Here is a 248-nt window from a genome sequence, read left to right on the forward strand (position 1 = left end):
CAGCGGCCGTTCGTCGACGAGGTCTCCGGTCTCGGGGGGAATCTGGATCTGCGACCGATCGTGACCACCGGCTATCTGCGCGAGGCGTTCGGCGGACGCGACGCCGACCTCGGCCTGCGCGTGACGATCGACCACAAGGTGCACGGCCGCGACCGCGACTTCCACGTCGCGTCCGGCGCAGAGAACCGCTTCATCATCCCGCCGCAGCTGGCCGTCGTAGAGCTCAAGGCCAACGAGCGGGTGCCCTA

Annotated in this window: 1 protein-coding gene; it reads left to right on the top strand. The window is 69.0% G+C overall.

What is annotated here, in order from left to right:
* The coding region (locus NVV99_RS26705; RefSeq protein ID WP_260783326.1) for a VTC domain-containing protein at window positions 1-248 on the top strand (248 nt) is incomplete at both ends.

Origin of the sequence: Rhodococcus sp. PAE-6 (assembly GCF_025290685.1) — a bacterium.
Taxonomy (GTDB): domain Bacteria; phylum Actinomycetota; class Actinomycetes; order Mycobacteriales; family Mycobacteriaceae; genus Rhodococcus; species Rhodococcus pyridinivorans.